The organism is Amycolatopsis silviterrae, assembly GCF_042684085.1.
Taxonomy (GTDB): domain Bacteria; phylum Actinomycetota; class Actinomycetes; order Mycobacteriales; family Pseudonocardiaceae; genus Amycolatopsis; species Amycolatopsis silviterrae.
In genome coordinates this window covers 172,243-198,411 of the sequence record NZ_JBHUKS010000024.1, presented here as the reverse complement: position 1 = coordinate 198,411, position 26,169 = coordinate 172,243, and the positions used below count along the sequence as shown (strand labels likewise).

Annotated in this window: 25 protein-coding genes; 23 read left to right on the top strand and 2 right to left on the bottom strand. The window is 71.6% G+C overall.

The features are described from left to right. Window positions 1–47 precede the first annotated feature (47 nt). From aroC to ACFSVL_RS31165, 5 genes are all read left to right on the top strand, one after another. On the top strand, window positions 48–1,235 hold the full coding sequence (gene aroC / locus ACFSVL_RS31185) for a chorismate synthase (RefSeq protein ID WP_378309131.1): 1,188 nt from the start codon (window positions 48–50) through the stop codon (window positions 1,233–1,235). Next, on the top strand, window positions 1,232–1,756 hold the full coding sequence (locus ACFSVL_RS31180) for a shikimate kinase (RefSeq protein WP_378309130.1): 525 nt from the start codon (window positions 1,232–1,234) through the stop codon (window positions 1,754–1,756). The genes aroC and ACFSVL_RS31180 overlap by 4 nt, the downstream gene beginning before the upstream one ends. A 142-nt stretch (window positions 1,757–1,898) precedes the next feature. Beyond that, a complete protein-coding gene (aroB, locus tag ACFSVL_RS31175; protein ID WP_378309129.1) occupies window positions 1,899–3,014 on the top strand; it encodes a 3-dehydroquinate synthase in 1,116 nt (371 codons plus the stop codon). Then, a complete protein-coding gene (gene aroQ / locus ACFSVL_RS31170; protein ID WP_378309128.1) occupies window positions 3,011–3,442 on the top strand; it encodes a type II 3-dehydroquinate dehydratase in 432 nt (143 codons plus the stop codon). Before aroB ends, aroQ begins: the two co-directional genes overlap by 4 nt. A gap of 430 nt (window positions 3,443–3,872) precedes the next feature. Further along, window positions 3,873–5,363: a beta-xylosidase gene (locus ACFSVL_RS31165; RefSeq protein ID WP_378309245.1), complete on the top strand. Its 1,491-nt coding sequence runs from the start codon at window positions 3,873–3,875 to the stop codon at window positions 5,361–5,363. Here ACFSVL_RS31165 and ACFSVL_RS31160 read toward each other — a convergent pair. Then, entirely contained in the window at window positions 5,287–5,886 is a 600-nt protein-coding gene (locus tag ACFSVL_RS31160) for a B-4DMT family transporter (protein ID WP_378309127.1), read from the bottom strand. The genes ACFSVL_RS31165 and ACFSVL_RS31160 overlap by 77 nt on opposite strands. Window positions 5,887–5,980: 94 nt before the next feature. Here ACFSVL_RS31160 and ACFSVL_RS31155 point away from each other — a divergent pair, with 94 nt between their 5' ends. Genes ACFSVL_RS31155 through nusB form a run of 3 tightly spaced genes read left to right on the top strand, consistent with a single transcriptional unit; the run spans window position 5,981 to window position 8,143 of the window. After that, window positions 5,981–7,078, top strand: coding sequence for a M24 family metallopeptidase (locus tag ACFSVL_RS31155; protein WP_378309126.1), 1,098 nt, complete (start codon window positions 5,981–5,983; stop codon window positions 7,076–7,078). Between the two features lie 43 nt (window positions 7,079–7,121). Next, a complete protein-coding gene (gene efp, locus ACFSVL_RS31150; protein ID WP_378309125.1) occupies window positions 7,122–7,685 on the top strand; it encodes an elongation factor P in 564 nt (187 codons plus the stop codon). Further along, window positions 7,685–8,143: a transcription antitermination factor NusB gene (gene nusB / locus ACFSVL_RS31145; protein ID WP_378309124.1), complete on the top strand. Its 459-nt coding sequence runs from the start codon at window positions 7,685–7,687 to the stop codon at window positions 8,141–8,143. Before efp ends, nusB begins: the two co-directional genes overlap by 1 nt. Before the next feature lie 727 nt (window positions 8,144–8,870). On the opposite strand, the gene bldD is transcribed toward nusB, so the two are convergent. Next, window positions 8,871–9,359 carry a transcriptional regulator BldD gene (gene bldD / locus ACFSVL_RS31140; RefSeq protein ID WP_003096372.1) on the bottom strand — a complete coding sequence of 163 codons (489 nt, stop codon included), beginning with the start codon at window positions 9,357–9,359 and terminating at the stop codon, window positions 8,871–8,873. Window positions 9,360–9,619: 260 nt separating this feature from the next. Between bldD and pyrR the strand changes: the two genes are divergently transcribed. The 15 genes from pyrR to ACFSVL_RS31065 all read left to right on the top strand — a co-directional run bounded on the left by pyrR (window position 9,620) and on the right by ACFSVL_RS31065 (window position 26,070). After that, window positions 9,620–10,216 carry a bifunctional pyr operon transcriptional regulator/uracil phosphoribosyltransferase PyrR gene (gene pyrR, locus ACFSVL_RS31135; protein WP_378309123.1) on the top strand — a complete coding sequence of 199 codons (597 nt, stop codon included), beginning with the start codon at window positions 9,620–9,622 and terminating at the stop codon, window positions 10,214–10,216. After that, window positions 10,213–11,145, top strand: a complete 933-nt coding sequence (locus tag ACFSVL_RS31130) for an aspartate carbamoyltransferase catalytic subunit (RefSeq protein ID WP_378309122.1) — start codon at window positions 10,213–10,215, stop codon at window positions 11,143–11,145. The genes pyrR and ACFSVL_RS31130 overlap by 4 nt, the downstream gene beginning before the upstream one ends. Beyond that, window positions 11,142–12,428, top strand: a complete 1,287-nt coding sequence (locus ACFSVL_RS31125) for a dihydroorotase (protein ID WP_378309121.1) — start codon at window positions 11,142–11,144, stop codon at window positions 12,426–12,428. Before ACFSVL_RS31130 ends, ACFSVL_RS31125 begins: the two co-directional genes overlap by 4 nt. Further along, window positions 12,428–12,931, top strand: a complete 504-nt coding sequence (locus ACFSVL_RS31120; protein WP_378309120.1) for a PH-like domain-containing protein — start codon at window positions 12,428–12,430, stop codon at window positions 12,929–12,931. The genes ACFSVL_RS31125 and ACFSVL_RS31120 overlap by 1 nt, the downstream gene beginning before the upstream one ends. Further along, complete coding sequence (gene carA, locus ACFSVL_RS31115; RefSeq protein ID WP_378309119.1) at window positions 12,883–14,055, top strand: glutamine-hydrolyzing carbamoyl-phosphate synthase small subunit; 1,173 nt, start codon at window positions 12,883–12,885, stop codon at window positions 14,053–14,055. The genes ACFSVL_RS31120 and carA overlap by 49 nt, the downstream gene beginning before the upstream one ends. Beyond that, on the top strand, window positions 14,052–15,227 hold the full coding sequence (locus ACFSVL_RS31110) for an AAA family ATPase (protein ID WP_378309118.1): 1,176 nt from the start codon (window positions 14,052–14,054) through the stop codon (window positions 15,225–15,227). The genes carA and ACFSVL_RS31110 overlap by 4 nt, the downstream gene beginning before the upstream one ends. After that, the gene (locus tag ACFSVL_RS31105; RefSeq protein WP_378309117.1) at window positions 15,224–15,829 is read left to right on the top strand and encodes a DUF4276 family protein; all 606 of its coding nucleotides are present in this window, start codon (window positions 15,224–15,226) and stop codon (window positions 15,827–15,829) included. The genes ACFSVL_RS31110 and ACFSVL_RS31105 overlap by 4 nt, the downstream gene beginning before the upstream one ends. Next, window positions 15,829–19,146, top strand: a complete 3,318-nt coding sequence (gene carB, locus ACFSVL_RS31100) for a carbamoyl-phosphate synthase large subunit (protein ID WP_378309116.1) — start codon at window positions 15,829–15,831, stop codon at window positions 19,144–19,146. Before ACFSVL_RS31105 ends, carB begins: the two co-directional genes overlap by 1 nt. After that, entirely contained in the window at window positions 19,143–19,985 is an 843-nt protein-coding gene (gene pyrF / locus ACFSVL_RS31095) for an orotidine-5'-phosphate decarboxylase (protein WP_378309115.1), read from the top strand. Before carB ends, pyrF begins: the two co-directional genes overlap by 4 nt. Window positions 19,986–20,092: 107 nt before the next feature. Next, window positions 20,093–20,410: an integration host factor, actinobacterial type gene (gene mihF / locus ACFSVL_RS31090; protein ID WP_003096398.1), complete on the top strand. Its 318-nt coding sequence runs from the start codon at window positions 20,093–20,095 to the stop codon at window positions 20,408–20,410. Next, the gene (gmk, locus tag ACFSVL_RS31085) at window positions 20,407–21,078 is read left to right on the top strand and encodes a guanylate kinase (RefSeq protein WP_378309114.1); all 672 of its coding nucleotides are present in this window, start codon (window positions 20,407–20,409) and stop codon (window positions 21,076–21,078) included. The genes mihF and gmk overlap by 4 nt, the downstream gene beginning before the upstream one ends. Beyond that, on the top strand, window positions 21,075–21,344 hold the full coding sequence (gene rpoZ, locus ACFSVL_RS31080; protein WP_020658117.1) for a DNA-directed RNA polymerase subunit omega: 270 nt from the start codon (window positions 21,075–21,077) through the stop codon (window positions 21,342–21,344). Before gmk ends, rpoZ begins: the two co-directional genes overlap by 4 nt. Then, window positions 21,337–22,569, top strand: coding sequence for a bifunctional phosphopantothenoylcysteine decarboxylase/phosphopantothenate--cysteine ligase CoaBC (coaBC, locus tag ACFSVL_RS31075; protein WP_378309113.1), 1,233 nt, complete (start codon window positions 21,337–21,339; stop codon window positions 22,567–22,569). Before rpoZ ends, coaBC begins: the two co-directional genes overlap by 8 nt. 90 nt (window positions 22,570–22,659) lie before the next feature. Continuing rightward, a complete protein-coding gene (metK, locus tag ACFSVL_RS31070; RefSeq protein WP_378309112.1) occupies window positions 22,660–23,862 on the top strand; it encodes a methionine adenosyltransferase in 1,203 nt (400 codons plus the stop codon). 105 nt (window positions 23,863–23,967) lie between these two features. After that, on the top strand, window positions 23,968–26,070 hold the full coding sequence (locus tag ACFSVL_RS31065) for a primosomal protein N' (protein WP_378309111.1): 2,103 nt from the start codon (window positions 23,968–23,970) through the stop codon (window positions 26,068–26,070). Window positions 26,071–26,169: the final 99 nt, after the last annotated feature.

Below are 26,169 nucleotides of genomic sequence, written 5' to 3'. Positions count from 1 at the left end.
CCAGGGGCTCTGCCGGGGCGTCCGGCGGGCCGTGACAGGATTGTCCGGTGCTGCGCTGGATCACCGCTGGAGAATCGCACGGACCCGCCCTCGCCGCTGTGCTCGAAGGGCTGCCCGCCGGGGTGGAGGTGACGACCTCGGACCTCTCCGCGCAGCTCGCGCGGCGCCGGCTCGGGTTCGGCCGCAGCCCTCGGATGGGCTTCGAGACCGACCAGGTCCAGTTCCTCGGCGGGATCCGGCACGGGGTCAGCCAGGGCGGCCCGATCGCCGTCCAGATCGAGAACGCCGAGTGGCCCAAGTGGGAGAAGGTCATGGCGGCCGATCCGGTCGACGAGGCCGAACTCGCCGGGCTCGCCCGCAACGAGCCGCTGACCCGGCCCCGCCCGGGGCACGCCGACCTGCCCGGCATGCAGAAGTACGGCTTCGACGAGGCCCGTCCCGTCCTCGAGCGCGCCAGCGCCCGCGAGACGGCCTCGCGGACCGCGCTCGGCACTGTCGCGCGGAACTTCCTGCGGCAGCTGCTCGGGGCCGAGGTGCTGAGCCACGTCGTCTCGATCGGCGGGGCCGACGCGCCCGACGGGCCGCTTCCTCAGCCGGGTGATCTCGCGGCGATCGACGAGAGCCCGGTGCGGGCGTTCTCGGCCGAGGGGACCGAGGCGATGGTCGCCGAGGTCGACGCGGTGCGGAAGGCGGGCGACACCGTCGGCGGCGTGATCGAGGTGATCGTCTACGGCCTGCCGCCGGGCCTCGGCTCGCACGTGCACTGGGACCGGCGGCTCGACGCCCGGCTCGCCGGCGCGCTCATGGGCGTGCAGGCGATGAAGGGCGTCGAGGTCGGCGACGGCTTCACCACCGCCCGCCGCTGGGGCAGCCAGGCGCACGACGAGATCGACCGCGGCGACGGGCCGGTCGGCGTCACGCGCCGGTCGAACCGCGCGGGCGGGCTCGAAGGCGGCATCACCAACGGCGAGCCGCTGCGGGTGCGCGTCGCGATGAAGCCGATCTCCACCGTGCCCAAGGCACTGTCCACAGTGGACGTCCGGACCGGCGAGCCCGCCGTGGCGATCCACCAGCGCTCCGACGTGTGCGCGGTGCCGCGCGCGGGCGTGGTGCTGGAATCGGTGGTCGCGCTGGTCGTCGCGGACGCGGCGCTGGAGAAGTTCGGCGGCGACTCGCTGGCGGAGTCCCGGCGCAACGCGCAGGCGTACCTGAAGGCGCTCGAGGAGCGCTGGTGAGCCCGCGCGCGGTCGTCATCGGCCCGCCCGGCTCCGGCAAGAGCACGGTCGGCCCGCTGCTGGCCGCCGCGCTCGGCGTGTCCTTCCGCGACACCGACGACGACATCGTCGCCAGCGCCGGACGCGCCATCTCGGACATCTTCGCCGACGACGGCGAACCGGCGTTCCGCGCGATCGAGGAGGAAGCAGTCGCCACCGCGCTCGCCGAGCACGACGGCGTGCTGTCCCTCGGCGGCGGCGCCCCGCTCACCCCGGGCACGCGGGCGCGGCTGCAGGAGCACCCGGTCGTTTTCCTGAACGTCGGGCTCGCGGCGGGCGTCCAGCGCACCGGGATGTCCAGCGCGCGCCCGCTGCTCGCCGGCATCAACCCGCGCGCGACCTTCAAAGCCCTGCTCGACCAGCGGCTGCCGGTGTACCGCGAGGTGGCGACCGTCGAGATCGAGACCGACAAGCGCACGCCCGAAGAGGTCGTCGAGGCCGCCGTTGCCGCCCTCGAACCCGACCGGGTCCGCGGGCAGTGACCCGCCACCGGCCCGGACCGAGCCAGCGGTGCCAGTGCGGCACCGTCGGACCGGCCGCGCCGGGCCAGCAGCGCCCGCACGGCGCCGCACCGAGCCACCACCCAGCCCAGGACCGCCGGGTCCGGGAGCAGTGAGGAGAACCGTGTCCGCCACCCCGCCCGTCCGGATCCGGGTCGCCACCGCGCAGCCGTACGACGTGCTCGTGGGGCGCGGCCTGCTCGGCGAACTCACCGAGCAGCTCGCCGACGCGTCGAAGGTCGCGCTCATCCACCCGCCGACGCTCACCGCCACCGCCGAGGCCGTCCGCGACGAACTGGCCGCCGCCGGCCTGGACGCGCACCGCGTCGAGATCCCCGACGCCGAGGACGGCAAGGCCTTCTCCGTCGCCAGCTTCTGCTGGGAGGTCCTCGGCCGGATCGGGCTCGACCGGCGCGGCGTGGTCGTCGCGCTCGGCGGCGGGGCGGTCACCGACCTCGCCGGGTTCGTCGCGGGCACCTGGATGCGCGGCGTCCGGCTGGTGAACGTGCCGACGACGCTGCTCGGCATGGTCGACGCCGCGGTCGGCGGGAAGACCGGGATCAACACCGAGGCGGGCAAGAACCTCGTCGGCGTCTTCCACGAGCCCTCCGCCGTCCTGGTCGACCTCGCGACGCTGGAATCCTTGCCGCGCAACGAACTCGTCGCGGGGATGGCCGAGATCGTGAAGACCGGATTCATCGCCGACCCGCGGATCCTCGAACTGATCGAGGCCGACCCGGCCCAGGCGCTCGACCCGGCAGGCGACGTGCTCGCCGAACTCGTCCGCCGCTCGATCCAGGTGAAGGCCGACGTCGTCGCGGCCGACCTGCGCGAGTCCGACCTGCGCGAGATCCTCAACTACGGCCACACCCTCGGCCACGCCATCGAACGCCGCGAACGCTACCGCTGGCGCCACGGCGCGGCGGTCAGCGTCGGCCTGGTGTTCGCCGCCGAACTGGCCCGCCTGGCCGGACGGCTCGACGACGCCACCGCCGACCGGCACGCCTCGGTGCTCAAGCTGATCGGCCTGCCCACGTCCTACGCCTCGGACGCGCTGCCCCAGCTGCTGGAAACCATGAAGGGCGACAAGAAAACCCGCTCCGGCGTGCTGCGTTTCGTCGTCCTCGACGGCCTCGGCAAACCCGGCAGGCTGGAAGGCCCCGACCCGTCCCTGCTCGCCGCCGCGTACTCGGCGATCGCGGCCGAGGCCCCGGAAAACGGCGGGAGCGTGCTGCTGTGAAGGCGTTCGTGTTCAACGGCCCCAACCTCGGCAGGCTGGGCAAACGCGAGCCGGACGTCTACGGCTCCACCACCCACGACGACCTCGCGCGGCAGTGCGTCGAGACCGGCGAGGAACTGGGCCTCGACGTCGAGGTCCGGCAGACCGACCACGAGGGCGAACTGGTCGGCTGGCTGCACGAAGCCGCCGACGCGGGCGCGCCGGTCGTGCTGAACGCCGGCGCCTGGACGCACTACTCGATCGCCGTCCGCGACGCCGCCGCCCAGCTGACCGCGCCGCTGATCGAACTGCACATCAGCAACGTCCACAAACGCGAGGAATTCCGGCACCACAGCGTGCTTTCGGACATCGCGACCGGGGTGATCGCCGGTCTCGGGGTGGACGGTTACGCCCTGGCGTTGCGCTGGATCGCCGCACACCCGTCCTGACCTCGCGGCAGACGCTGCCGCCGGGCGGTTCCGGTGCTGCGGCGGGCTTTCCGGCACGACCAGGGGTGTTCGTGGCGGTGAGAACCGGCTTGAACACGCACGAGGCCGCCGGGGCTGGGGTGCGGGTGAGGGCGGTTGCCCCGGGTGTCGTGAGTGGCAATGCCGGTTAGAACCGGCATTGCCACTCACGACCCCCGGCGGCGTGGTGTGCTTGGCGTCGGCTGAGATGCCCCGGCGTTGCGCCGGACCGCCGTGCACTCAGCCCGCCCTTCCGGCGAAAGATCACCGCACAGCCGGAAAAGCAAGCTCTTGGCAAACCCGCCGCCGGACCGGCGAATGCCCGACGTGGTTCACCCATCCGGTGCCACTGTCGCTACACTCGGCGATCATGCACCCGTTTCGTCGTGGGGGTCGGCGACCCGTGCGTCAGCTGCTCTCGCTGCTGATCGCCGGATCCCTCGTTTCCGGGTGCAGCCAGACGATGGCCCAGCCGCAAGCCGAGGGCACCGGGCACGGCGGCATCGCGGGCGGTGCGCCGCAGCCGCCGAAGGACCCGCCCCGGGCGGCGGACGTCGCGCTTTCCGCCGGAGCGAACCGGCAGAGCGGCGGCGTCGTGGCAGCCGGGGCCGCGGACGCGTCCTACAACTACGGCCCCACCGTGATGGTCGAGAACGGCCGCACCCGGATCTGGTGGTGCAGCCAGTACAGCAGCGCCCCTCCGCCGGGCGACGACATCCTCTACGCCGAGGGTCCCTCGGCCGACGGACCCTTCACCGGGCCGGGTGGCGGTGCGCCGCCGGCGGTGCTCTCCGGCGCGCCCGGCAACTTCGACGGCATGCACACCTGCGACCCGTCGGTGCTGCGCGTCGGCGGCACCTACTTCATGTACTACACCGGCGCGGCGGGCGACCACGCGCTCGGCAACGCGATCGGCATGGCCACCAGCCCGGACGGCATCCACTGGACCCGCTCCAACGGCGGCAAGCCGATCCTCGGCGCGTCGCACGACGTCCACCGCGCCAACGTCTACGGCGCGGGCCAGCCCTCCGTCGTGTTCCTCGACGGCTGGTACTACCTCATGTTCACCGACACCACCGGCCGCGCGGCGGGCTGGAACGGGGCGGGCCAGTTCGTGGTCCGGGCGCACGACCCGGCGTTCCGCGAGGGCGTGGAAATGCTGGGGGAGAAGGGTTTCGAGCCCACCCCGACGACCGCCGCGCCGCGCACCCGGTCGGTGGTCGACGCGTTCAGCGTGGACCTGGAATGGGTCGGCGCGCTCGACGCCTTCGCCATCGCCCACGAAACCGCGGGCGGCACCACGATCACCTTCTGGGACCGCGAGTTCACCATGCAGCCGTACAAACCGGTGGTGATCCCGGGAGCGTGGAAGGAAGGACCCGGCCTCGTCCGCCGTCCCGACGGGCACGCGCCGACGTCGGTCAGCGACCCGTGCGACCTGGTTTCGCTGGACGTCGTGCGCGCCACCGAGATCGGCCCCACGGGCGCGCCGACCGGGCTGAAGCACTTCGGGCTCGACGTGAAGGGCGCCGGCGGCTGTTCGACCCCTTCGCGCAGCACCGCGACCTTCGACGGTGTCGCGATGCCGTCCCCGGACCGCGTGATCGACCTCTACCGGCGCGGCGAGCGCATCCGGATCGACCGCCGTTCCGTCGCCGCGGTGCTCGCCGGGGAGCTGGTCGACCGGCCGTTGCCGCAGGTGCCGGAGGTGCCGGTGAAAACCCGCCTGCGCTCCGGCGCGACCGTCGTGCACGCGTACGGCCGCGGCTACGGCATGGTGCTCGACGGGCAGCTTTACGGCCTGCCGGACACGGTGATCGTGTCGCTCAACGGTTCCGGGGTGCAGGAGATCGACCCGCGACAGTGGGACGGCGCCGCGCGCGGGTTGCCGCTGGGCGGCTGACCGGAGACGGTTTCGGGGCTCGCGGCGTCGGGCTCGGCGGGAGTTCGAGTTCGCCGGACCGGCTGCCGGTGCCGTCTTCGTCCTCGTCGTCCGGTTCCGGGTCGGCAGCAGAGTCGTCGTCATCCGCCGAGGGACGCCGGATCCGGCCGCCGACGAACAACCCCAGCCCGGCGGGCACCAGCACGAGCAGCGCGGAGAACGCCGCCCCGCCGGTGAGCGCGGCGCCCAGTTCGGAAACCCCGGTCTGGTCGACGAAGACCGCCCGCCCGATCACGTACAGGATGCCCGAGCACACGCCCGCGACCAGGGACGCGATGAACCACGCACGCCCTCTGTCCGGCACGTCGCGCCAGCCGTCGATCGCGCTCCACAGCGCCGCGACACCGACCAGCACGGCGATGGCCAGCGACGTGAACAGCGTCTGGCCGGTCGGGTGGAACACGGACCACTTGGCGAGCAGCGTCATCGCGGCGGCGTGCACGACCGCCATGACCAGCCCGCGCGTCAACCAGGCACCCAGCATGGACGGAGTGTAGGCGCGCCGAAGTTAACCGCCAGTAGGCCGTCTCCTCCCCGCGCCGCGACCGGGGCTGGAACGCGCTGGTTAAGCTGGTCGGGTGCCGGAAATCCACGCTCGCCGCCGCGCCGCGCTCGCCGCCCTGCTCCACGAGAACGGGGTCGGCGCGCTGCTGGTCACCAATCTGCTCAACATCCGCTACCTGACCGGGTTCACCGGGTCGAACGCCGCGCTGCTGCTGCACGCGGGCGGCGACGCGAAGACCCTGTTCTGCACCGACGGGCGCTACACGACCCAGTCCGAAGCCGAGGTGCCCGACCTGGAACGCGTGCTCGACCGCGCCAGCGCCCGTGCGCTCGCGGCGCACGCGGCGGGCCAGCTCGCGGACTACGGCCGCACCGGGTTCGAGAGCCAGTACGTGAGCGTCGAGGAGCACGAGCACCTCAAGGTGCGCTTCGACCGGGCGGAGCTGATCCGCCTGCCGGGGCTGGTCGAGCAGCTGCGCGCGGTCAAGGACGAGGTCGAGATCGCCGCGTTGCGCGCCGCGTGCGCCGCCGCCGACCTCGCGCTGGCCAGCCTGATCGAGTGCGGGGGAGTGCGGCCGGGCCGGACCGAGCTGGACGTGGCCCGCGACCTGGAGAACCGGATGCTGAAGCACGGTTCGTCCGGGATCTCCTTCGAATCCATCGTCGCCGCCGGCCCGAATTCGGCGATCCCGCACCACCGGCCGACCGGGGCCGAACTGCGCCGCGGCGACTTCGTGAAGTTCGATTTCGGTGCCACCGTCGACGGCTACCACTCGGACATGACCCGGATGGTCGTCCTCGGCGAGCCCGCGGACTGGCAGCGCGAGATCTACGACTTGGTGCACCGCGCGCAGGCGGCGGGCGTCGACGCGGTCCGTCCCGGCGCGGTGGTGTCCGAAGTGGACGCTGCGGCGCGCTCGGTCATCGCCGACGCGGGCTACGGCGAGCAGTTCGCGCACGGTCTCGGCCACGGCGTCGGGCTGGAGGTGCATGAGGCACCGAGTCTCGCCGCGGCGGGCGTCGGTACACTGTCCGCCGGTATGGCGGTCACCGTCGAGCCCGGCGTGTACCTGGCGGGGCGCGGTGGCGTGCGCATCGAGGACACGCTCGTCGTGCGGGACTCCGGACCCGAACTCCTCACCCTGAGCACCAAGGACCTCGTGGCCGTCTGACGGCCGCAGCCGAAGAGATCGAACACAGGAGACCTGAAGACTCGTGGCCACCACCAACGACCTGAAGAACGGACTCGTCCTCAACCTGGACGGCCAGCTGTGGAGCGTGACCGCGTTCCAGCACGTCAAGCCGGGCAAGGGCGGCGCGTTCGTGCGCACCACGCTCAAGCACGTGCTGACCGGGAAGGTCGTCGACAAGACCTTCAACGCGGGCACCAAGGTCGAGACGGCCACGGTGGACCGCCGGAACATGACGTACCTGTACAAGGACGGCGCCGACTTCGTCTTCATGGACGGCGACACCTACGACCAGATCACCGTGCCCGCCGAGACCGTCGGCGACAACGCGAACTACATGCTCGAGAACACCGAGGTCCAGGTCGCGGTGCACGAGAACGAGCCGCTGTACGTCGAGCTGCCGACCTCGGTCGAGATCGTCATCCAGCACACCGACCCCGGCCTGCAGGGCGACCGCTCCACCGGCGGCACCAAGCCGGCGACGCTCGAGACCGGCGCGGAGATCCAGGTGCCGCTGTTCCTCTCGACCGGCGAGAAGATCAAGGTCGACACCCGCGACGGCCGTTACCTCGGCCGCATCTCCAGCTGATGGCGGACAAGCTCCCCCCGCACCCGAACCGCGGCGGCGCGATCAGCAGGCGGCAGGCCCGCAGGCGCGCGGTCGAGATGCTGTACGAGGCCGCCCAGCGGTCCGCCGACCCGGTCACGCTGCTGGCCGACCGGGTCGGCGCGGTCGAGGTCGACCCGGTCGCGGACTACACGATCACCGCGGTGGAGGGCGTCACGGCCCACCGCGAGCGGATCGACGAACTCCTGGCGGAGCACTCGCAGGGCTGGACCCTGGAGCGGATGCCGCCGGTCGACCTCGCGGTCCTGCGCGTCGGCGTGTACGAGATGCTGTGGGCCGCCGACGTCCCCGACGCGGTCGCGATCGACGAGGCGGTCGGGCTCGCGAAGGAACTTTCGACGGACGACTCGCCCCGTTTCGTGAACGGCGTGCTCGGCCGCATCGGCACGATCGCGGACCGGCTGCGCGCGATCCTGTAGCCGGAGGTAACCCGGCTGGGGGAATCGGCCACCTGAATGGCCGCTGCCTGATCGAGGCGCCGCCGGGCCGCGGGGCCCGGCGTGAGAGGCGTTTTCGCGAAAATTGATCACCGAGCGGAATCAGAACCGGTCGGCGGGTGCCGTTCGCGGCGGCCTGGCGGAGCCTGCGATGTCTTGAAGTCCGTGAAGGGAACCCTGAAGGAATCAGAGTCTCTCAGGGTTCCCCTCACGGACGATCGCCGCCCACTCGCTGGGGCGGGAAGCGGAATTTCGGCCGGGCGGGGAAAAGGCCTCGTGCCGAATGCCCGGGACGGCGCGGGTAATCGCGCGGAGCGGAACTTCAAGCCAGCTCAAGGAAAACCGCCCAGAGCCGGAAGCTCGGAGCGGGCAGTCGCCGGAACGAGGAAACAGTTCCCGGCGGCACCGCGGTCACTGGCGGAAATGCGCCGGAATCCGCAAGCGCACGATTCCCGGCGCGAAGAATTCAGGCGAGTTCACCGACCGTCGCCATCGGTCGTGCGGTACGGGCGGCACCGGGGCGAAGGGGCGCGTCCGCACGGCCGCGGGGCGGGCGCGCGCGGCGGCGGTGCGGCGAAAAGGCACGTCAGTGCGGCCCCGGACAGCAGCGCGCGGCGGTCCGGCCTCACCCGAAGCGCGGCGGGCGTTCCCGGTTCCCCGGGCGCGGGAAGCCCGCCGCGTCGTGCACGGCCGTTGCCGCCATCTGCCGTCAGTCCTCTTTGGACGGCCGGGCTTCCGGCGGGAGGACGCCCCAGTCGATGAGCTGCTCGGTCAGCTCGCCGGGGGTCATGTCGTAGATGATGGCGAGCGAGCGCAGGTCCTCGGTGCGGATGGAGAGCACCTTGCCGTTGTAGTCGCCGCGCTGGCTCTGGATGGTGGCCGCGTACCGGGCGAGCGGGCCGACCTTCTCCGCGGGCAGCTGCTGGAGCCGCTCCAGGTTGATCACGATCTTCGTGGCGGGCTCGGCCCCGGACGGGACGCGGCCCTCCGGCAGCAGTTCGACCACCGGGACGCCGTAGAAGTCCGCCAGCTCGGCCAGCTTCTGGACGGTCACCGCCCGGTCGCCGCGCTCGTACGAGCCGACCACGACGGCCTTCCAGCGGCCGCCGGACTTCTGCTCGACCCCGTGCAGGGACAGGCCTTGCTGCTGGCGGATCCCGCGGAGCTTGGCCCCGAGCGCCTTGGCGTAATCGCCCATCTGGTGGTTCTCCGTTTCCTCACCCCGCGCCGGCCGGGAGGACCGGGCCGGGGACTCCTCGAGTCGAATACTCAGAGTAATGGTTACGCATAGTTGTCACCAGGTCAAGCAGTAGGTCGGTCCGCGCAGGTGGCGGCCGTGCGGCTACCACCCGGAAGACTGATTGACCGGTCCTGCTACTGTCGGTGCGGTTTCCGGCAGCAGCCGGTTGCCGACGTCCTTTAAGGACCCGTCCAGAGAGGCGGGGAAGGAGGTCCGCCTTGTCGTCACGTCCGCGTGGCGCGGCGGAGCCGGCGGGAGAGCGCGAGCTGCTGTCCGCCGGTGATGTCGCGCGCACGATCGCGAGGATGGCCCACCAGGTCATCGAGAAGACCGCTCTCGGAGCCGGTCCGCCGGAGCAGTATCCGGTGCTGCTCGGCATCCCCACCCGCGGCACTCCGCTGGCCGCGCGCCTCGCCGGGAAGATCGGCGAGTTCGCCGGGGCCGCGCCGCCGTACGGCGCCCTCGACGTCACCCTCTACCGCGACGATCTCCGCCGCCGCCCGCCGCGCGCCCTCGAGCAGACGCAGCTGCCGCCGGACGGGATCGACAACCGGGTCGTCATCCTCGTCGACGACGTCCTGTTCTCCGGCCGCACCATCCGCGCCGCCCTCGACGCCCTGCGCGACCACGGCCGCCCGCGCGCCGTCCAGCTCGCCGTGCTCGTCGACCGCGGCCACCGCGAGCTGCCGATCCGCGCCGACTACGTCGGCAAGAACGTGCCCACCGCGCGCGCCGAGGGCGTCTCCGTGCTGTTGTCCGAAACCGACGGCCGGGACGCGGTGCTGCTGCGCGCGCCGGAAGGAGAAACCCGGTGAAGCACCTGCTCGCCACCGACGGGCTCGACGCGGACACCGCGACCGCCGTGCTCGACACCGCCGACGAGCTGAAGCACACGCTGCTCGGCCGCGAGGTCAAGAAACTGCCGACGCTGCGCGGCCGCACCGTGATCACGCTGTTCTACGAAAACTCCACGCGCACCCGGGTGTCGTTCGAGATCGCCGGGAAGTGGATGAGCGCGGACGTGATCAACGTCTCGGCGTCCAGTTCCTCGGTGAACAAGGGCGAATCGCTGCGGGACACCGCGCTCACCCTCGCCGCCGCGGGCGCCGACTGCGTGATCGTCCGGCATCCCGCCTCGGGTGCCGCGCACCGGCTGTCCGGCTGGCTCGCCGGTCCGGGCACCGCGGTGGTCAACGCGGGCGACGGCATGCACGAGCACCCCACGCAGGCGCTGCTCGACGCGGCGACGCTGCGCGAACGGCTCGGCTCGCTGAAGGACCGGCGCATCGCGATCGTCGGCGACGTCCTGCACAGCCGGGTCGCGCGGTCGAACATCCACCTGCTCAGCACCCTCGGCGCGGAGGTGGTGCTCGTCGCGCCGCCGACGCTGCTGCCGGTCGGCGTCGAGAAGCTGCCGGTGACGGTGTCGCACGACCTCGACGCCGAGCTGCCCGCGGCCGACGCGGTGATGATGCTGCGCGTCCAGGCTGAGCGCATGCACGGCGGGTTCTTCCCGTCGGCGCGCGAGTATTCGATCTCCTACGGGCTCTCCGAACGCCGCCAGGCGCTGCTGCCGGACCACGCCGTCGTGCTGCACCCCGGCCCGATGCTGCGCGGCATGGAGATCGCCTCCGCGGTCGCGGATTCCCCCTCCTCAGCGATTACCGAACAGGTCCGCAACGGCGTCCACGTGCGCATGGCGGTCCTCTACCACCTCCTGGCCAGTGAAGGAGCTGCCGCGTGAGCATCGTGATCAAGGGTGCCCGCCCGTACGGCGAGGGCGAGCCGGTGGACGTGCTGGTCGAGGACGGCGTGATCGCCGCGATCGGCGACGTGCGCGTCCCCGAGGGCGCCGAGGTGCTCGACGCCAAGGGCCAGGTCCTGCTGCCCGGGTTCGTCGACCTGCACACGCACCTGCGCGAGCCGGGCCGGGAAGACACCGAGACCGTCGACAGCGGTTCCGCCGCGGCCGCGCTGGGCGGCTACACCGCCGTGTTCGCCATGGCCAACACCGATCCGGTCGCGGACAACTCGCTCGTCACCGACCACGTGTGGCGGCGCGGGCAGGAGGTCGGCCTGGTCGACGTCCACCCGGTCGGCGCGGTCACGGTCGGGCTCAAGGGCGAGAAGCTCGCCGAACTGGGCACGATGGCCAAGGGCACCGCGGCGGTGCGGGTCTTCTCCGACGACGGCGTGTGCGTCGCGGATCCGCTGCTGATGCGCCGCGCGCTGGAGTACTCGACCGCGCTCGACGCGGTGATCGCCCAGCACGCCGAGGAACCGCGGCTCACCGTCGGGGCGCAGGCGCACGAGGGCGAGCAGGCGTCGCGGCTCGGCTACGCGGGCTGGCCGGCGTCGGCGGAGGAATCGATCGTCGCGCGCGACTGCCTGCTGGCGCTGCACGCGAACGCGCGGCTGCACGTCTGCCACGTCTCCACCGCGGGCACGGTCGACGTGCTGCGCTGGGCGAAGGAGCGCGGCACGAAGGTGTCGGCCGAGGTCACGCCGCACCACCTGCTGCTCACCGACGACCGGCTGGAGACCTACGACCCGGTCAACAAGGTCAACCCGCCGCTGCGCACCGGCGGCGACGCGGAGAAGCTGCGCGCCGCGCTGGCCGAGGGCGTCGTGGACTGCGTCGCCACCGACCACGCGCCGCACGCCCCGCAGGACAAGGACACCGAGTGGGCCGCGGCCCGGCCCGGCATGCTCGGCCTGCAGACCGCGCTGTCGGTGGTCGTCGAGACGATGGTCAAGACCGGCCTGCTCGACTGGCGCGGCGTCGCCCGGGTGATGAGCGAGCGGCCCGCGGAGGTCGGGAACCTGGCCGGGCACGGCCGTCCGATCGAAGCGGGCGAACCGGCGAACCTGACGCTGGTCGACCCGGACGCCGAGTGGACCGTGCGCGGGGCCGAACTGGCCAGCATCGCGGCCAACACCCCGTACGAGGGAATGCGGTTGCCCGGCGTGGTGACGGCGACCCTGCTGCGCGGGCGGATCACCGCGCGCGAGGGGAAGATCTGCTGATGGAGCGGTTGCTGCTGACGCTGGGGATCGTCGCGTTCTTCCTGCTGTGCCTGTGGGGCATGTGGGTCGGCTGGCGGCGCAAGGCGCGTTCGCAGAGCGCGCGGATCGCGCCGTTCCCGGAGATCCCGGCCGACCCGGGCGAGTTCCAGCTCGAATCCGCCGGCGTGTACCTGAGCACCACCACCGCGGGCAACTGGCAGGACCGGATCGTCACCCGCGGCGCGGGCCTGCGCACCGGAGCGGTGTGGCGGCTGCACCCGGACGGGATCGCGGTGGAACGCGGCGGCGCGCCGGACTTCTGGATCCCGCGCTCCTCGGTCACCGGGGTGCGCCGCGATTCGCGGATCGCCGGGAAGGTCATGGGCACCGACGCGCTGCTGGTGATCACCTGGCGGCTCGGGGAGTCCGAACTGGACACCGGATTCCGCGGCGACGACTTGGACGACTATCCACAATGGATTACCGAACTTTCCGATCACGACATCAAGGGAGGTGCCCAGTGAGCACCGGCACTCGCGGCCCCGCCGCCCTGGTTCTCGAAGACGGCCGGGTGTTCCGCGGCGCGGCGTACGGCGCGCGCGGGCGGACCCTCGGCGAGGCGGTGTTCTGCACCGGCATGACGGGCTACCAGGAAACGCTGACCGACCCGTCGTACCACCGGCAGATCGTGGTGCAGACCGCGCCGCAGATCGGCAACACCGGCTGGAACGACGAGGACGACGAGTCGGACCGGATCTGGGTTTCCGGTTACGTGGTGCGGGATCCCGCGCGCACGCCGTCGAACTGGCGGGCGAAGCGCACGCTGGACGAGGAGCTGGTGCGCCAGGGCGTCGTCGGGATTTCCGAAGTGGACACCCGCACCCTGACCCGGCACCTGCGCGAGCAGGGCGCGATGCGCGCCGGAGTGTTCTCCGGCGACGCGCTGGGCAGCGACGAGCAGATGGTGTCGGAGGTGCTGGCGAGCCCGCCGATGAAGGGCGCGGACCTCGCCGGCGAGGTCTCCACGGAGAAGCCGTATGTCGTTGCGGCGCAAGGCGAACGACGGTTCCGCGTCGCGGCGCTGGACCTCGGGATCAAGTCGAACACGCCGCGGCTGATGACGCAGCGGGGCATCGAGGTGCACGTGCTGCCCTCGGGCACGAGCGCGGAGGAGCTGCTGGCGCTGGAGCCGGACGGGGTGTTCCTGTCCAACGGCCCCGGCGACCCGGCGACGACCGCGCACGCGACGGCGTTGACGAAAACCGTTCTGGAGCAACGGATTCCGCTGTTCGGGATCTGCTTCGGCAACCAGATCCTCGGCCGCGCCCTGGGTCTCGGCACCTACAAGATGCGCTACGGGCACCGGGGGATCAACATCCCGGTGATCGACGTGGCGACCGGCCGGGTCGCGATCACCGCGCAGAACCACGGCTTCGCCCTCGAAGGCGAGCCGGGCCAGCGGTTCGATTCCCCTTACGGGGCCGCGCAGATCAGCCACTACTGCCCGAACGACGACACCGTCGAGGGCGTGCGCGCCTTCGATGTTCCGGCGTTTTCCGTGCAGTACCACCCCGAAGCGGCCGCGGGTCCGCACGACGCCGCGCCGCTGTTCGACGAATTCGTTGAGTTGATGGAGAAGACCCGGTGACAGCGGGGCCGGTCGAGACCGGGATCGAGCGGATCCGGATCCGCAACTACCGGGTGCTCGGGGACGTCGAGCTGGACGGTCTCACGCCGGTGACTGCTCTCGTAGGGCCGAACGGCAGCGGCAAGTCCACGGTCTTCGACGCACTGGGTCTTGTCGCGGAGGCACTGGGCGGCGGGCTCGAAGCGGCCTGGTCGAGGCGTGATGGGCTCTCGGAGATCCGAAGCCGGGAGCTGGCGGGCCCGGTCGAGATCGAAGTGGCCTGTCGCCGAGAGGGCGCGCTCTTCGAGTACGTCGTCGTCCTCGACGAGGACGACGACGGCCCGGTCGCGGTGCGCGAACGGTTGTCCTGGTCGCCGGGGGACCCTGAAAGCCTGATCGGCGTTCTGGACTTCGGCCGTGGCGTCGGCCGAGTCCGGCGTCCCGGGGAGCAAGGCTGGCGGGACGAGGAATTGGCCAGCGCCCGGATCTTGGCGGCTGGTGTGTTCGGGCAGTTGCTCGGGAACGCGCACCTCGGTCAGTTTCTCGGCCTCATGGGGCGGGTCCAGTTGATCGATCTGGACGTCTCCGCAATGCGTTCGGGTACGCGCGGAGTCCGGCGCGGAACGGGGCTGGACCCTCGCGGCGACAACATCGCCATGCGGGTCGAGACGCTGCGAGACGAACACGCCGGCGAGTGGGCGGAAGTGCTGCGCGCGCTGCGCCGGTATGTCCCCGGGCTGGAAGACATTCTCCCGCTTCGGCTGGGAGACGGCAGCCACATCGTCCGGTTGAAGGAAAAAGGCAGCGCCGAACCGATTCTGCCGGAGAACATCTCGGACGGAACGATGCTTCTGCTCGGCTACCTCGTAGCATTGCGCAGTCCGCTGGCTGTGCTGCTGCTGGAGGAGCCGGAAAACCAGGTCCACCCGCGGTTGCACTACCTCCTCGCGGAGGACGCGCGCGGCGGGGCAGCCGATCAGGTCATCGCCGCGACCCACTCGCCGCGATTCGTCGACGCTCTGCGCCCGGACGAGGTCTGGGCGTTCGCCAAGGCGGACGACGGCTACGCCGAAGTCAAGCGCGCCTCGGACGAGGCTCCGGTGGCCCGGATGGCCGAAGCCGGAGCCGCGCTCGGCGAATTGTGGACGGAAGGCTACTTCCGGTTCGGCGATCCCCTGGTGGAGCGGCCGTGACCGCTTTGTCCCGCCTCGAAGTGCTCGTGGAGGAACCGTCCGCGGAAGCGGCGCTGAAGATCCTGCTGCCGAAGGTCGTTCCCGGGGTCGGCTTCGAGATCGTCCCGTTCAACGGCAAGGACAGCTTGCTGCGCAAGCTCCCGGTCCGGCTCCGCGACTACTCGTACTACTGGGCGCAGGCGGGCCTGCGGATCGTCGTTCTCGTCGATCGGGACGACGACGAGTGCACCGAACTCAAGGCCAGGCTCGTCCGGATAGCGAATGAATCGGGACTGCCTTCGAAAGCAGTGCTGCTGCGGATCGTGATCGAGGAACTCGAGTCGTGGTTCCTCGGGGACGTTCCCGCGTTGCACACGGCCTACCCGAAGGTGCCGCCGAGCGTGGGCGACCAGGTGAAATTCCGCGACCCGGAAGCCGTTCCGGGAGGCGCGTGGGAGGGCCTGGCGCACGTGCTGCGCAAGCACGGTTACCACCGCAAGGGCTTGCAGAAGGTCCTTGCCGCCACCGACATCGCCCCGCACATGGATGTCGAGAACAACCGATCCGCAAGTTTCCAGGCTTTCCGCGACGGCTTGCGGTGCCTGGTGAAAGAAGGAATCTGATGCCGAAGAGGACGGACATCCAGCACGTGCTGGTGATCGGCTCCGGGCCGATCGTGATCGGGCAGGCGGCCGAGTTCGACTACTCGGGCACGCAGGCCTGCCGGGTGCTGCGCAGCGAAGGCCTGCGCGTGTCCCTGGTGAACTCGAACCCCGCGACGATCATGACGGATCCGGAGTTCGCGGACGCCACCTACATCGAGCCGGTGACGCCGGACTTCGTGGAGAAGGTCATCGCGGCCGAGCGGCCGGACGCGCTGCTGGCGACGCTGGGCGGGCAGACCGCGCTGAACTGCGCGGTGGCGCTGCACGAGCGCGGCGTGCTGGAGAAGTACGGCGTGGAGCTGATCGGCGCGGACATCGACGCGATCCAGCGCGGCGAGGACCGGCAGAAGTTCAAGGACATCGTGCGCACGGTCGGCGCGGACGTCCCGCGCTCCCGCGTCTGCCACGACATGGACGAGGTCCGGTCCACGGTGGAGGAACTGGGCCTGCCGGTGGTGATCCGGCCGTCGTTCACGATGGGCGGCCTCGGCTCCGGCATGGCGCACACGCCCGAGGACCTGGAGCGGCTCGCGTCGACCGGGCTCACCGAGTCCCCGGTCACCGAGGTGCTGATCGAGGAGAGCGTGCTCGGCTGGAAGGAGTACGAGCTCGAGCTGATGCGCGACAAGCACGACAACGTGGTGGTCGTGTGCTCGATCGAGAACGTGGACGCGATGGGCGTGCACACCGGCGATTCGGTCACCGTCGCGCCGACGATGACGCTGACCGACCGCGAGTTCCAGGTGATGCGCGACGTCGGCATCGCGGTGCTGCGCGAGGTCGGCGTCGACACCGGCGGCTGCAACATCCAGTTCGCGTTCAACCCGGCCGACGGCCGGATGGTCGTGATCGAGATGAACCCGCGCGTGTCGCGGTCCAGCGCGCTGGCGTCGAAGGCGACCGGTTTCCCGATCGCGAAGATCGCGGCGAAGCTGGCGATCGGCTACACCCTCGACGAGATCCGCAACGACATCACCGGCGAGACCCCGGCCGCGTTCGAGCCGACGCTGGACTACGTCGTGGTGAAGGTGCCGCGGTTCGCGTTCGAGAAGTTCCCCGGCGCGGACCCGACGCTGACCACCACGATGAAGTCGGTCGGCGAGGCGATGTCGTTCGGCCGCAGCTTCCCCGAGGCGCTCGGAAAGGCGATGCGGTCGATCGAGACGAAGGCGACCGGGTTCTGGACGCAGCCGGACCCCGAGGGCGTCACGCTGGAGTCCACTTTGGACGACCTGCGCACCCCGCACGAAGGCCGCCTCTACGAGGTCGAGCGCGCGCTGCGGCTGGGTGCGACGGTCGAACAGGTGCACGAGGCCTCCGGGATCGACCCGTGGTTCATCGACCAGATCGCGCTGATCGGCGAGGTCGGCGCCGAGGTCCGCGACGCCCCGGTGCTCGACGGCGACCTGCTGCGGCGGGCGAAGCGCACCGGCCTGTCGGACCGCCAGATCGCCGCGCTGCGCCCGGAGCTCGCGGGCGAGGACGGCGTGCGGGCGCTGCGGCACCGGCTGGGGGTGCGGCCGGTGTTCAAGACGGTCGACACCTGCGCCGCCGAATTCGCGGCGAAGACTCCGTACCACTACTCGGCCTACGAGACCGACCCCGCGGCGGTCTCCGAGGTCGCGGCGCAGGGCGACAAGCCGAAGGTGCTGATCCTCGGCTCCGGCCCGAACCGGATCGGGCAGGGCATCGAGTTCGACTACTCCTGCGTGCACGCGGCGATCGCGTTGCGCGAGGCCGGGTTCGAGGCCGTGATGGTCAACTGCAACCCGGAAACCGTGTCCACCGACTACGACACGAGCGACCGGCTGTACTTCGAGCCGCTGTCGTTCGAGGACGTGCTCGAGGTCGTGCACGCCGAGCAGCAGTCCGGCACCGTGGCGGGCGTGATCGTGCAGCTGGGCGGGCAGACGCCGCTCGGGCTCGCGCAGCGGCTGGCCGACGCCGGGGTCCCGGTGGTCGGGACGCCACCGGAGGCGATCGACCTCGCCGAGGACCGCGGCGCGTTCGGCGAGGTGCTGACCGAGGCCGGGCTCCCCGCGCCGAAGTACGGCACGGCGACCTCGTTCGAGGGCGCGAAGCGGATCGCCGACGACATCGGCTACCCGGTCCTGGTCCGCCCGTCCTACGTGCTGGGCGGGCGTGGCATGGAGATCGTGTACGACGAGGAGTCCCTCGCCGGCTACATCCGCCGCGCCACCGAGGTCACCCCCGAGCACCCGGTGCTGGTGGACCGGTTCCTCGACGACGCCATCGAGATCGACGTCGACGCCCTGTTCGACGGCGAGGACCTCTACCTCGGCGGCGTCATGGAGCACATCGAGGAAGCCGGCATCCACTCCGGCGACTCGTCCTGCGCCCTGCCGCCGATCACCCTCGGCGCGCAGGACCTCGACGCGGTCCGCCGCTCCACCGAGGCCATCGCCCGCGGCGTCGGCGTCCGCGGCCTGCTGAACGTGCAGTACGCGCTCAAGGACGACGTGCTCTACGTCCTGGAAGCGAACCCGCGCGCCTCGCGCACCGTCCCGTTCGTCTCGAAGGCCACCGCGGTGCCGCTCGCGAAGGCGGCGGCGCTGGTGATGACCGGCTCGACGATCAAGGACCTGCGCGCCGGCGGGGTCCTGCCCGCCGAGGGCGACGGCGGCCGGATGCCCGCCGACTCCCCGGTCGCGGTCAAGGAAGCCGTCCTGCCGTTCCACCGGTTCCGCACCCCGGAAGGGCACGGCGTCGATTCCCTGCTCGGCCCGGAAATGAAGTCCACCGGCGAAGTCATGGGCGTCGACACCTCGTTCGGGAAAGCGTTCGCGAAATCGCAGAGCGGCGCTTACGGATCCCTTCCCACCTCGGGCCGGGTTTTCGTCTCCGTCGCCAACCGCGACAAGCGTTCGCTGGTCTTCCCGGTGAAGCGCCTCGCCGACCTCGGCTTCGAGATCCTCGCCACCGCCGGCACCGCGGAAGTGTTGCGGCGCAACGGGGTTGCCTGTTCGGTCGTGCGCAAGCACTCCGAGCCGGACCCGGGCAACGGCGAGCCGAACATCGTCGACGTGATCCTCGCCGGCGACGTGAACATGGTCATCAACACGCCGTACGGAAACAGCGGACCCCGCGTGGACGGTTATGAAATCCGGACTGCCGCGGTGTCGCGTGACATTCCTTGCGTCACCACGGTTCAAGGTGCCGCGGCGGCCGTGCACGGCATCGAAGCGCTTATCCGGGGCGACATCGGCGTGCGCAGCCTTCAGGACCTCCAGGCCGCGCTGAAGGCGACGTCGTGACCGCGCGGTTCGGGGCCCGGCTCGCCGAAGCGGTCGCCGCGCGCGGGCCGCTGTGCGCCGGGATCGACCCGCATCCGGGCCTGATCGAGGCGTGGGGCCTGCCGCTCGACGCGAGCGGGCTCGAACGCTTCGCGCTCAGCGCCGCGGAGGCGCTGGGCGAGGTGGCGTCGATCGTGAAGCCGCAGTCGGCGTTCTTCGAGGCGTTCGGGCCCGCCGGCGTGGCGGTCCTGGAACGCGTCGTGGACGTGGCCCACGACGCCGGAGCGCTCGTCCTGCTGGACGTGAAGCGCGGTGACATCGGTTCCACCATGGCGGCCTACACGGCGGCGTACGTGGCCGAGAAGGCGGCTTTCACCGCCGACGCGGCCACGGTGTCGCCGTACCTCGGCTTCGGCGCGCTCGACGCGGCGGTGACGGCGGCACGCGAAGCGGGCAACGGGCTCTTCGTGCTCGCGCGCACGTCCAACCCGGAGGCGAACGCGTTGCAGCGCGCGCGGCTCGAAGACGGCCGTACGGTCGCTCAGAGCGTCGTGGACGCCGCTGCGGACCACAACGCGGGTGCTGAGCCGTACGGCGACGTCGGCGTGGTCGTAGGGGCCACTGTGGCTCCTGGGGAAGTCGACCTGAGCCGGCTCAACGGACCGGTGCTCGCGCCCGGTTTCGGGGCGCAGGGGGCAACCGAAGCGGATTTGCGGGCAGTCTTCGGAGACGGGCTTCCCGGCCTGCTCCCGGCGTCGTCCCGTGACCTGCTGCGCCACGGCCCGGACACCGACGCGTTACGCCGTGCGGCCCAAGAGGTGAACGGCCGGTTGGCGGGACCGCGGGAAAAAGACCAATAGCAGGCCCCGGAATCGCGCTCCACCAGCCACCCCCGCATTGTGGCCCCTGCTCAGGGGTGGGTACCGTCGCGTCACCCACCCAGATGTGAGAACTACCGGAGGAAAACGTGGCACTTCCCCAGCTGACAGAGGAACAGCGTGCTGCGGCGCTGGAGAAGGCCGCCGCCGCCCGCCGCATCCGTGCTGAGCTGAAGGAGCGGCTGAAGCGGGGCGGTACCACTCTGGTCGACGTGCTGAAGCAGGCCGAGGAGAACGAAGTCCTCGGCAAGATGAAGGTTTCGGCCTTGCTCGAGGCGCTCCCCGGCGTCGGCAAGGTCCGTGCCCAGCAGACGATGGAACGACTGGAGATCGCCCCCAGCCGCAGGCTCCGCGGGCTCGGCGACCGGCAGCGCAAGGCGCTGCTGGCCGAGTTCAGCGGCGAGTGAGCGGCGTCGGTCAGGACTACCCGGTGACCCGGGGCGCCGACCGCGGCAGTGAGCCGGTGGCGGGGGATGTCTCCCGCCCCCGGCTCACCGTCGTCTCCGGCCCTTCCGGAGTCGGGAAGTCGAGTGTGGTGGGACAGCTGCGCCGGCTCGAGCCGAACCTGTACTTCAGCGTTTCGGTGACGACGCGGGCGCCGCGGCCGGGCGAGGTCGACGGAAACCATTACCACTTCGTGGATTCCGCCGAATTCGACCGGATGGTGGCCGGGAACCGGCTGCTGGAGTGGGCCGAGTTCGCGGGCAACCGGTACGGGACGCCGCGCGAGCCGGTGGAGAAGGCATTGGCGGACGGCCGTCCGGCGGTGCTGGAGATCGAGCTGCAGGGCGCCCGGCAGGTCCGGGCCGCGATGCCGGAAGCCCGGCTGGTCATGCTGATGCCGCCGTCCTGGGACGAACTGGTCGGCAGGCTCACCGGCCGCGGCACCGAAAGCGAGGCCGCGGTGGCCGCCCGGCTGGCCGAGGCCGAACGCGAACTGGCCGCGGCGGGAGAGTTCGACGAGCGGGTCGTGAACGCCGACGTCGAGGTCGCCGCGCGGCGGTTGCTAGACTTGATTACCGGCGGTGGCGATTCTGCCGCCGATCGATGTGACGATACGGAGCACCACGAGTGACTGTGCAACAGGCGACGCTGGAAGAGCTCGAAGGCATCACCAACCCGCCGATCGACGACCTGCTCGAGAAGGTCTCCTCGAAGTACGCGCTGGTGATCTACTCGGCCAAGCGGGCCCGGCAGATCAACGACTACTACGCGCAGCTGGGCGAGGGCCTGCTGGAGTACGTCGGCCCGCTGGTCGAGCCCGGCCCCCGCGAGAAGCCGCTGTCGATCGCGCTGCGCGAGATCCACGGCGGGCTGCTCGAGCACACCGAGGGTGAGTGACGCGCGGCCCAGGGTCGTCCTGGGCGTCGGCGGCGGCATCGCCGCCTACAAGGCGTGCGAGGTCCTGCGGGGCCTCACCGAATCCGGGCACGACGTCCGCGTCGTGCCCACCGAGGCCGCGCTGAACTTCGTCGGCGCGGCGACCTTCGAGGCGCTGTCGGGGAACCCGGTGCACACCGGCGTGTTCACCGAGGTGCCCGAGGTGCAGCACGTCCGGGTCGGCAAAGAGGCCGACCTCGTGCTGGTCGTCCCGGCGACCGCGAACCTGCTGGCCAAGGCCGCGCACGGGCTCGCCGACGACCTCCTCACCAACACCCTGCTCACCGCCCGGTGCCCGGTCGCCTTCTTCCCGGCGATGCACACCGAGATGTGGGAGCACCCGGCCACCCGCGACAACGTGGCGCTGCTGCGCTCGCGCGGCCTGGTCGTCACCGAACCCGCGGCCGGGCGGCTGACCGGCGTCGACACCGGCAAGGGACGGCTCGCCGACCCGGCCGAGATCGTCGACCTGGCCCGGCTGCTGCTCGCCGAGCCGCGCGCGCTGCCGCGCGACCTCGAAGGCCTCCGCGTGGTGATCTCCGCGGGCGGCACTCGCGAACCGCTCGACCCGGTCCGCTTCCTCGGCAACCGCTCGTCCGGCAAGCAGGGCTTCGCCCTCGCCCGGGTCGCCGCGCAGCGCGGCGCCGAGGTCACGCTGGTCGCCGGGCACACCGACGAGCTGCCGTCCCCGGCGGGCGCGACGCTGCGGCGCGTGTCCACCGCGGAGGAAATGCGCGAAGCGGTGCATGCCGCGGCGGCGGAAGCGGATGTCGTCGTGATGGCGGCCGCGGTCGCCGATTTCCGTCCCGCTTCGCGGGCGGACCACAAGATCAAGAAGTCCGACGACAGCCCGGACCCGGTCATCACGCTCGACCGCAACGCCGACATCCTCGCCGAACTGGTGCGGAAACGGCGTTCCGGGCAGATCGTGGTCGGGTTCGCCGCGGAAACCGGCGACGAGAACGGCAGTGTGCTGGACCACGCCCGGGCCAAGCTCCGCCGCAAGGGCGCGGACCTGCTCGTGGTCAACGCGGTCGGCGACGGCAAGGCGTTCGGCACCGAGGACAACGCGGGCTGGCTGCTCGCCGCGGACGGCGCTGAGCAGGTCATCTCGCAGGGCGCTAAAGCCCGGCTGGCGGCCACATTGTGGGATGCCGTAACAGCGTTGATCGAACGTCGACTTTAGCTACAGGCCCGCTGGGTAGGGTGGGCTGTGCCAGGAGCGCCTGAAATCCGGTGGGGCGCCATTGCTAGATGCGAGGGAAGTGACGAGGTCGTGTCTGCGTCCACGAAAAGGCTGTTCACGTCGGAATCCGTGACAGAGGGCCACCCTGACAAGATCTGTGACGCGATCAGCGACTCGATCCTCGACGGCCTGCTGACGAAGGACCCGCGCAGCCGGGTCGCCGTCGAGACCCTGATCACCACGGGCCAGGTGCACGTCGCGGGCGAGGTGACCACCGAGGCGTACGCGGACATCCCCACCATCGTGCGGGACGTCATCCTGCGGATCGGCTACGACTCGTCGGCCAAGGGCTTCGACGGCAACTCCTGCGGCGTGAACGTGGCGATCGGGTCGCAGTCCCCGGACATCGCCCAGGGCGTCGACACCGCGTACGAGTCGCGAGTCGAGTCGGACGAGGACGAGATCAACCGCCAGGGCGCGGGCGACCAGGGCCTGATGTTCGGCTACGCCTGCTCGGACACGCCCGAGCTGATGCCGCTGCCGATCGCGCTGGCGCACCGGCTCTCGCGGCGGCTGACCGCGGTCCGCAAGGACGGCGTGCTGCCGTACCTGCGCCCGGACGGCAAGACCCAGGTCACCATCGAGTACGCCGGCGAGCAGCCGGTGCGGCTCGACACCGTCGTCGTGTCCACCCAGCACGCGGACGGGATCGACCTGGAGCAGATGCTCGGGGTCGACGTGCGCAAGCACGTGGTGGAGCCGGAGCTGTCCGAGCTGGGCCTCGACACCGACGGCACCCGCCTGCTGGTCAACCCCACCGGCCGCTTCGTGATCGGCGGCCCGATGGGCGACGCCGGGCTCACCGGCCGCAAGATCATCGTCGACACCTACGGCGGCATGGCCCGCCACGGCGGCGGCGCGTTCTCCGGCAAGGACCCGTCCAAGGTGGACCGCTCGGCCGCGTACGCGATGCGCTGGGTGGCCAAGAACGTGGTCGCCGCCGGGCTCGCCGGACGGGTCGAGGTGCAGGTGGCGTACGCGATCGGCAAGGCAGCCCCGGTGGGCCTGTTCGTGGAGACGTTCGGCACCGAGACGGTCGACCCGAGCAAGATCCAGTCGGCCATCAGCGAGGTCTTCGACCTGCGCCCGGCCGCGATCATCCGCGACCTGGACCTGCTGCGCCCGATCTACGCCCCGACCGCGGCGTACGGCCACTTCGGCCGCCCGGACCTGAACCTGCCGTGGGAAAGCACCGCCCGCGCCGAGGCACTGCGCTCGCTCGCCGGCGCCTGATCCGCCCGTCCGTGAGGGGAACCCTGAGGGACTCTGATTCCCTCAGGGTTCCCCTCACGGACTTCGGCGGCAGGAGTGTCGGGGGCGTCTGGTAGAGATCTTCTGGTGAGCAGCTCCGAACCCGCCCCTCTGTGGGACCTGCCGGAGCCTTCGCGCTCCGCACCGGAGCCGAAGGCCGCGCCGGCGAAGAAGACCTCGTCCGCCAAGTCACGCTCCCGGAAGGGCCAGCAGCAACCCGCGCCCGAACTGCCGGTGGCGAAGATCGCCGTCGACATCCCGCTCGCGCACCTGGACCGCACTTTCGACTACCAGGTGCCGGAGAAGCTGCACGAAACCGCGGTCCCCGGCTGCCGGGTGCGGGTGCGCTTCGCCGGGCAGCTCGTCGACGGCTATCTCATCGAGCGCACGGACACGACCGAGTACGAGCGGAAACTCGCGTACCTGGAACGGGTCACCTCCAGCGAACCCGTGCTGCCGCCCGCTTTGCACGCGGTCTGCCGATCGGTGGCCGACCGCTACGCCGGAACGCTGTCCGACGTGCTGCGGCTGGCATTGCCGCCCCGGCACGCGAAAGTCGAAGGCGAACCGCCCGCCGAACCAGCTCCCGCCCCGGATGCGCCGGATGTGTCCGCTTGGTCCCGTTACCAACGCGGCGAAGCGTTTCTGGAGGCCGTGGCGGAAGGCCGTCCGGCCAACGCGGTCTGGCAAGGCCTCCCTGGCGAGGACTGGCCGCGCCGGCTCGCCGAAGCCGCTGCCACCGCGGCGTCCCAGGGCCGGGGTGCGGTCTTGGTGGTGCCGGACCACCGCGACCTCACCCGGGTGCACGAGGCGTGCATCGAGCTGGTGGGGGAGCAGGGGGTCGCGGCGCTGATCGCCGGTTTGGGACCGGCGGAACGGTACCGGCGCTGGCTTTCGGTGCTGCGCGGCGCGGTCCGCGTGGTGGTCGGCACGCGCGCGGCGATGTTCGCGCCGGTCGCCGATCCGGGCCTGTTCGTGGTGTGGGACGACGGCGACGATCTGCACCTGGATCCGCATGCGCCGTACCCGCACGTGCGGGATGTGCTGATGGATCGGGCGCACGCCACGAAATCCGCCTTCGTCGTCGGCGGCTTCGCGCGGACCGCCGAAGCTCAGCTCCTGGTGGAATCCGGCTGGGCGCAACAGATCCAGGCCGGTCGCGCGGAACTGCGCGCCGCCGCGCCCCGGGTCACCCCAGTCGGCGAGGACTTCGACGTCGCCCGCGACGAAGCCGCCCGCGTCGCCCGCCTGCCCGCGGTCGCTTTCGAGGCGGCCCGCCAAGCCTTCGCCGCCGGATTTCCCGCTCTGGTCCAGGTTCCGCGCCGGGGTTACGTCCCCGGATTGTCCTGCGGCCAATGCCGGACGCCCGCCCACTGCCGCCGCTGCGCCGGCCCGCTCGCGCTGCCCGGCGGTTCGGTCGACGGCGCCCCGCGCCCGCCCGCCTGCCGGTGGTGCGGGGTTCCGGAGACCGCTTTCCGTTGCCCCGCTTGCGGTTCTGTGCGGCTGCGAGCGGTGGTAGTCGGCGCGAAGCGCACTGCGGAAGAGCTGGGCCGGGCCTTCCCCGGGGTGCCCGTGCGAACCTCCGGTGCCGCCGAGGTCTTGGCGACGGTGCCTGGACGTCCGGCGTTGGTGGTCTGCACGCCAGGCGCGGAGCCAGTCGCCGAAGGCGGGTACGGCGCGGCGCTGCTGCTGGACGGCTGGGCGCTGCTCGGCCGTCAGGATCTGCGTGCCGCGGAAGAAACCCTCCGCCGATGGATGGCTGCCGGCGCGCTGGTCCGCCCAGCGTCGGCCGGCGGCCGGGTGGTCGTCGGCGCGGAGGCAGGACTGGCCGCGGTGCAGGCGCTGGTGCGCTGGGATCCGGGGTGGCATGCCAGCCAGGAGCTGGAACAACGACGGGAACTGGGCTTCCCGCCCGCGATGCGGATGGCGAGCGTCGAGGGAAGCCCGGCAGCGGTGGCGAGCGTGCTGGACGACCTCCCGCTGCCGGAGTCCGGCGAGGTGCTGGGCCCGGTCCCGCTGGGCGATTTCGACGCCGAGGGCAACGCGGAGCGGGAACGGGCCCTGGTGCGAGTGGCCCGCCCGGACGGCCGCGCTTTGGCGACAGTGGTGCGGGACGCGGTGGCGCGGCGGGATGCGCGGAAGGCGGTGGAGCCGGTGCGGGTGCAGCTGGACCCGCTGGATCTGATTTAGCCGGTGGTGGTGCGCCGGGATGCGTGCGGTTGCGATGAGGGGCCGCTGGACTTTGGCCGGTGGCGGCGCGGGATCCGGCGGCTCGCCGGGATGCGCGGA

Excerpts from the sequence above, each read along its gene's own strand:
- ACFSVL_RS31160 (WP_378309127.1), bottom strand. The coding sequence starts at position 5,886 with ATGCTGGGTGCCTGGTTGACGCGCGGGCTGGTCATGGCGGTCGTGCAC.
- nusB (WP_378309124.1), top strand. The coding sequence starts at position 7,685 with ATGGCGGACAAGCTCCCCCCGCACCCGAACCGCGGCGGCGCGATCAGC.
- bldD (WP_003096372.1), bottom strand. The coding sequence starts at position 9,359 with ATGGGCGATTACGCCAAGGCGCTCGGGGCCAAGCTCCGCGGGATCCGC.
- ACFSVL_RS31120 (WP_378309120.1), top strand. The coding sequence starts at position 12,428 with ATGGAGCGGTTGCTGCTGACGCTGGGGATCGTCGCGTTCTTCCTGCTG.
- carA (WP_378309119.1), top strand. The coding sequence starts at position 12,883 with ATGGATTACCGAACTTTCCGATCACGACATCAAGGGAGGTGCCCAGTG.
- carB (WP_378309116.1), top strand. The coding sequence starts at position 15,829 with ATGCCGAAGAGGACGGACATCCAGCACGTGCTGGTGATCGGCTCCGGG.